The sequence below is a fragment of the Micrococcus sp. APC 4021 genome (assembly GCF_030407635.1).
Classification (GTDB): domain Bacteria; phylum Actinomycetota; class Actinomycetes; order Actinomycetales; family Micrococcaceae; genus Micrococcus; species Micrococcus luteus.
Genome location: NZ_JASDCZ010000131.1, coordinates 1 through 6,086 on the forward strand (window position 1 = coordinate 1; position 6,086 = coordinate 6,086).

Here is a 6,086-nt window from a genome sequence, read left to right on the forward strand (position 1 = left end):
GCCGGGCGGGGACGTGCCTCAGTGGAGCCGGCCGACCAGCGCGCCGAGCGCGCGCCGGTCCACGAGATCCGGGTCCGTGCCGGTGCCCAGGAAGAGCGCGACCTCGCGCGCGAACGCGATCCCGGGCGCGGGCGGGGCGGTGAGCAGGTCGGCCTGCGCCTCCGGTGCGTCGGCGCCGCGCGTGTGGCGGATCACGGGTGCGTGCCGCGCGTCGCGGTCCGTCATCACGTGCACGAATCCGCCGACGGTGACTTGGGGCAGGGCCTGCTGCCACGCCATCATCGCGGGGCCGAGCAGCGGCGGGGCCACGGGACGGCCCCGGGAGCGCAGGTCCGCCCCGTCCCAGGTGTAGGTCCCTTCCGGGACCATGACGGAGCCGATCAGCGCCAGGCGATGGCCGCACAGCACCGCGTGGTCCACGTCGAGGTGCCGTCCCCAGCGCCCGCCCAGCCGCAGCCCGGTCAGGACCCGGGCGGCCGGCAGCGCGTCCGCCACGTGGCGCAGCAGCACGTCGAGGGTGCGGGCCTGCCGCAGCACCCGGTGCTCGTCCGGCAGGATCCCGCGCGGCCGCGGCGCCCCGTGGACGCGTTGGCTCGATCGCGGCAGGTCCAGCACGGTCGGGTCCGTCTCCGCCTCGCCGGGCGGGGGCTCGTAGCGCACGGGGCGGGCGGCACGTCCGCCGGGTCCGGACCGTCCCGACGGTCTCGCCCGCCCTGATCCGGCCGTCGCGTGGGGGCCGCGGGCACCGACGTCCGGGTCGGGCAGCGAGAGGTCGTACCGGCGCCGGGCCTCGGCGTCGCCGAGCAGGTCCCACGCCCGCGTCACGGCCCGGAAGGCGGCGGGGTCGCCACCGACGTCGGGGTGCGCGGCCCGGGCCGCGCGGCGGTAGGCCCGCCGGACCTCCTCGGCGGTCGCGTCGCGGGGCACGCCCAGGACCTCGTAGGCGGTGCGGTGCTCCTCGGCCGCGCTCACGGCGTGGCGTCCGGGCCGGGGGAGGCGCGCCGCTCGTGGTGCAGGCGCAGGAACAGCATGCCGTCGTCGTGGAGCACCTGGACCAGCTGCAGCCGGGCGGGGAAGCCGGGGCCGTCCTCGCCTGTCAGGACGCGGCCGGCGGCGGGTCCGGCCAGCAGCGGCGCCACGGTGAGGTGCACCTCGTCCACGAGGCCGGCCGCCGCGAGGCTGCCGAACAGGCGCGGTCCGCCCTCGCAGTGGACGACGCGGGCGCCGCGCGCGTGCAGGGTCGCCACCACGGTCTGGGGGTCCACGTGCTCCTCGCCGACCGCCAGCACGTCCGCGCGCGCGGCCAGCGCCGCCGCCCGCTCCGGCTCGGCCGCGAGGGCGGCCCGGGACGTCAGGATCCAGGGGCGCACCGGGGCGGCCGTGAAGAACGCGGACGCCGGGTCCAGGTCCAGGCTGCCGCTGACCACGGCCACGGGCGGGTCCGCGGGCCCGCCGGCCTCCGCGCGTCGACGCCGGTCCTCCTCGGACAGCAGCGCACCCTCGTAGCCCTCGGCCCGGATGGTCCCGGCCCCCACGAGCACGACGTCGGCGTCGTGCCGGGACAGCGAGAGCAGCCGCTGGTCCGCGGGGGAACCGAGCCCGCCCGCACGGCCGTCCAGGGTGGCCGCGCCGTCGGCGGAGGCGATGAACACGACGCGGACCCAGGGTCCGGGGCCGGTGTCCTCAGCCGCCGGGGCCGCGAGGGCGGTGCGGAGGGCGTCGTCGTCCAGGCCGGGGCCGGTCTCGGTCAGCCGTCTCATGCCCGCCCCCCGCGGTGGGCGCGGTGTCCGGCCAGGGTGCTGCGGTCCGGCGGCGGGTTCTCCGCGCCCATGTTGTGGACCAGGCGCGCCGGCTGACGCCACCCGAACACGCACTCGAGCATGCGGGCCGCCGAGACGGAGGCGTCGGCGTCGTGCATGCGCAGGATCCGGGCGCCGCCGTACACGCAGGCCGCGGCCGCGGCCAGCGAGCCGGGCAGGCGCTCGTGCCGGTGCCGGTCCAGGCTCTCGCCGATGAAGTCCTTGTTCGAGACCGCGGCCAGCACGGGCAGCCCCAGGGTGGCGATTTCGTCCAGCCGCCGCGTGATCTCGAGGGTGTGCCGGGTGTTCTTGTTCAGATCGTGGCCGGGGTCCACGATGATCCTCTCCTCGGGGACGCCGAGCGCCACGGCCCGGTCGACGGTGCGCCGCAGGTGGTCGCGGACCTCCCTGACGACGTCGCCGTAGGTCGGCCGGGGGACCACGGCCCGGGGTCCGCGCACGTGGGCGAGGGAGTGGGTGACCACGAGGTGCGCGCCCGCGGCGGCCACCACCCGGCCCAGGTCCGCGTGGAACAGTCCCGTGGTGTCGTTGACGACGTCCGCCCCCGCCGCCAGGGCCGCCTCGGCCACGGCCGGCTGGAACGTGTCCGCCGAGAGGATCAGCCGGCGCGATGCCTCGGACGACCCGGCCCCGTCCCCGCTCCGCAGGGCCGCGATCAGGGGGACCACCCGCGCCGCCTCCTCGGTCGGGTCGAGCTCCGCCCCGGGCGCGAACGGCACGCCGCCGACGTCGACCCACTCGGCTCCGGCGTCCGCCGCGGCGTGGGCCTGGGCGAGGGCGTCCTCCAGGACGGCGCCGGCGCCGTCGTCGTAGAAGGAGTCCGGGGTGCGGTTGACCACGGCCATCGTGACGATCCGGCGGCGGAAGTCGATCTCGTGGTGGGCGAACCGGTGCACCGGGTGGACGAGCGGGACGGAGGGGGTCGGCACCCGGCCATTCAACCACCGGCGCCGCACGGTGACAGTGCGCCCCGGAAGGACTATGTTTCCCTCCCGTGACATTTACCTCGTCGCCGCGGGTCGGCCCGCGCCGGCCCCGCATCCGTCCGACCCAGCTCGTGGTCGGGTCCTTCCTCGTCGCCATCGTGACGGGCACCGGCGCACTGCTGCTGCCCGCCTCGTATCAGGGCCGCGCGCCCACCCCGCTGGAGGCCGCGTTCACGGCGACCAGCGCCACCACGGTGACGGGCCTCGGCGTCGTGGACACCCAGACGTTCTGGACACCCCTGGGTCAGCTCGTGATCCTCACGCTCATCAAGCTCGGTGGCCTGGGCGTCATGACGTTCACGTCGCTGCTGGGGCTGGTGATCCTCCGGCGGCTCGGCCTCACCCAGCGCCTCGACGCCGCGGCCTCCACCCGGGCCGAGGGGATCGGGGACCTGCCCCGGGTGCTGCGGGCCCTGATCCTGTACTCCACGGCCGTCGAGGCCTCGGTGGCGCTGCTGCTGAGCCTGCGCTTCTGGCTGGGCGCGGGAATGTCCCCGGGCCAGGCACTGTGGCAGGGGGTCTTCCACGCGGTCTCCGCATTCAACAACGCCGGGTTCGCGCTGTTCAGCGACAACCTCATGGGCTTCGTCTCGGACCCGTTCATCTGCCTGCCGATCGCGGCGGCGATCATCTTGGGCGGCCTGGGCCTGCCGGTCGTGCTGACCCTGCGGCGAGACCTGCGCCGACCCGAGCGGTGGAACCTCACGGTCCGGCTCGTGCTCGTGGGCACCGCGGTGCTGCTGGTGGGCGGCACGCTCATGTACCTCGTCCTCGAGTGGTCCAACCCGCGGACCCTGGGCGGTCTGGACCCGGCCTCGCGCGTGCTCGCGGCGTTCTTCCAGTCCGTCACGACCCGCACCGCCGGCTTCAACACCCTGGACTACGGGCAGATGCACCCCGTGACGCTCTTCGCCACCGACGTGCTCATGTTCATCGGCGGCGGCCCCGCCGGCACCGCCTCGGGCGTGAAGATCACGACGGCGAGCGTCCTGCTGTTCATCGTGCTCGCGGAGATCCGGGGGGAGGGCGCCGTCCATGCGTTCGGCCGCCGGCTCTCCCGGACCACGCACCGCGAGGCGATCACCGTGATCATGCTCTCCGCGACCGCGATCGCCGTCGCCACGATGGCGCTCATGGGCCTGTCCTCGTTCACGACCGACCAGATCCTGTTCGAGTGCGTGTCCGCGTTCAGCACGGTGGGCCTGTCCACCGGCATCACCGCCCAGCTGCCGCCGGCCGCGCAGGGCATCCTGATGCTCCTCATGTTCGTCGGCCGCATCGGCCCCGCCACCGTCGCCGGCAGCCTGGCCCTGACCGACCGCACCCGCCACTTCGAGTACCCGAAGGAGAGACCCCTCATTGGCTGATCTCACCCGTTCCCTGTTCGCCCCCCGCCGGGGCGACCGCCCCACCGTGGCCGTCCTCGGGCTCGGCCGGTTCGGCTCAGGGGTCGCCCGCGAGCTCATGGAGTCCGACTGCCACGTGCTGGGGGTCGACGCCGATGCCGAGGCCGTCCAGGCGCTCAACGGCCGGCTGACCCACGTCGTCCGCGCGGACAGCACGGACGAGGAGGCGATGCGCCAGCTCTCGGTCCACGAGATGGACCACGTCGTCGTCGCCATCGGCGGCGACCTCGCGGACTCGATCCTCACCGTCTCGCTGATGCGGCGGTTCGGGACGCACCAGCTCTGGGCCAAGGCCAATGACGACCGCCACGGCGAGATCCTGCGTCAGCTCGGCGTGGAGCACGTGGTCCACCCGGAGCGGGACATGGGCCGCCGCGTGGCGCACCTGGTCAGCACGTCCTTCCAGGACTTCGTCGAGGTCGAGCCGGGCCTGGCCATGGTCCGGGCCACGCCGCCGTCGCGCCTGCTGGGCAGGGACCTGCGAGCCACCGGGCTCGCGGGGGAGCGGGGCATGCGCGTGGTCGCGGTCCGCAGCCGCGGCACGTGGCTCTACCCGCCGAGTCACTACGTCCTCGAGCCCGAGGACACGATCCTCCTGGTGGGCCCGACCCGCGACGTCGAGCGGTTCCTCGCCCGGGACTGATCCGGGCACATCCGGCGCGGCTCCTAGACTGGCCGGGTGACCACCCCGGACCGCGTGCACCTGGACCACGCCGCCACCACGACGGTGCGCCCCACCGCGCTCGCGGCCCTGGCCGAGGCGGCCGCGCTGCCGGGCAACCCGGCCTCCCTCCACGCCTCCGGCCGCCGGGCCAAGCTGCACCTCGAGGAGGCGCGGGAGCGCATCGCCGCGGCGCTCGGGGCGCACCCCCCCGAGGTGATCCTCACGTCCGGGGGCACCGAGGCGGACAACCTCGCCGTCCAGGGGCTGTACCGGGCCCGCCGCGCGGTCGCGCCGGAGCGCACCCGGATCGTGCTGACCGGCATCGAGCACCACGCGGTCCTCGACGTGGTGGACTGGCTCGCTGCGCACGAGGGTGCCGAGCCGGTGCTCGTCCCGGTCGACGACGACGGGCGGGTCGACCTCGCCGCATGGGGGGCCGCGCTGGCGGCCGCGCCCGAGCGGACCGCCCTGGCCACGCTGATGTGGGCCAACAACGAGATCGGCACGGTCCAGCCCGTCGCGGAGGCCGCCCGGCTCGCGGCCGACCACGGGATCCCGTTGCACACCGACGCCGTCCAGGCCCTCGGGGCGGTGCCCGTGGACTTCGCCGCGTCCGGGGCCGCGACCCTGGCCGTCTCGGGGCACAAGGTCGGTGCCCCCGTGGGTGTCGGCGCCCTGTTCGTGCGCCGGGACGTCACCCTGGAGGCCGTGGTGCACGGCGGCGGTCAGGAACGCCGCCTGCGCTCGGGCACGGTGTCGGTGGCGCTGGCCGCCGCGCTGGCGGCCGCCGTGGCGGAGGCCGTCGCGGAGCAGCCCGCCGAGGCCGCCCGCCTGGGCGGGCTGCGGGACGAGGTGATCGCCGCCGTCGACGCCCTGGACGGGGTGCGCCTGACCGGGCCGCGGGACCTCGACCCGGCGACGGGGGAGCCGCTGCCGCCGGGGACGCGCCGACTGCCCGGCAACGTCCACATCACCGTGCCGGGCCGGACGGCGGACGCGCTGCTGTTCTCCTTCGACATGGCCGGACTGGACACCTCGTCCGGGTCGGCGTGCACCGCCGGGGTGGCCGAGCCGTCGCACGTGGTCGCGGCCCTGCCGGGGCGGACGGAGGCCGACGCACGGGCCACCCAGCGGTTCGCCCTCGGCCGGACGACGACGCCGGCCGAGGCGGCCGCGCTCATCGACGCGCTGCGGACGCTGCTGGGGCCGG

Annotated in this window: 6 protein-coding genes; 3 read left to right on the top strand and 3 right to left on the bottom strand. The window is 75.9% G+C overall.

The features are described 5' to 3' along the window. Positions 1-18: 18 nt before the first annotated feature. From QL983_RS09865 to folP, 3 genes are read right to left on the bottom strand one after another with little or no spacing between them, the layout of a single operon-like run. Entirely contained in the window at positions 19-972 is a 954-nt protein-coding gene (locus tag QL983_RS09865) for a DnaJ domain-containing protein (RefSeq protein WP_061867010.1), read from the bottom strand. Beyond that, a complete protein-coding gene (locus QL983_RS09870) occupies positions 969-1,760 on the bottom strand; it encodes a pyrimidine reductase family protein (RefSeq protein WP_290152745.1) in 792 nt (263 codons plus the stop codon). The genes QL983_RS09865 and QL983_RS09870 overlap by 4 nt, the downstream gene beginning before the upstream one ends. Beyond that, positions 1,757-2,749, bottom strand: coding sequence for a dihydropteroate synthase (gene folP / locus QL983_RS09875; RefSeq protein ID WP_036315981.1), 993 nt, complete (start codon positions 2,747-2,749; stop codon positions 1,757-1,759). Before folP ends, QL983_RS09870 begins: the two co-directional genes overlap by 4 nt. A gap of 65 nt (positions 2,750-2,814) precedes the next feature. Between folP and QL983_RS09880 the strand changes: the two genes are divergently transcribed. The 3 genes from QL983_RS09880 to QL983_RS09890 all read left to right on the top strand — a co-directional run. After that, entirely contained in the window at positions 2,815-4,173 is a 1,359-nt protein-coding gene (locus tag QL983_RS09880) for a potassium transporter TrkG (RefSeq protein ID WP_162833775.1), read from the top strand. Next, complete coding sequence (locus QL983_RS09885; protein WP_036315984.1) at positions 4,166-4,855, top strand: TrkA family potassium uptake protein; 690 nt, start codon at positions 4,166-4,168, stop codon at positions 4,853-4,855. Before QL983_RS09880 ends, QL983_RS09885 begins: the two co-directional genes overlap by 8 nt. 36 nt (positions 4,856-4,891) lie before the next feature. Continuing rightward, a partial coding sequence (locus QL983_RS09890; RefSeq protein WP_290152750.1) for a cysteine desulfurase family protein occupies positions 4,892-6,086 on the top strand: 1,195 nt, incomplete at its 3' end.

Bases quoted from the DNA above. Each gene is read 5' to 3' on its own strand.
- QL983_RS09870 (WP_290152745.1), bottom strand. From the start codon at position 1,760: ATGAGACGGCTGACCGAGACCGGCCCCGGCCTGGACGACGACGCCCTC.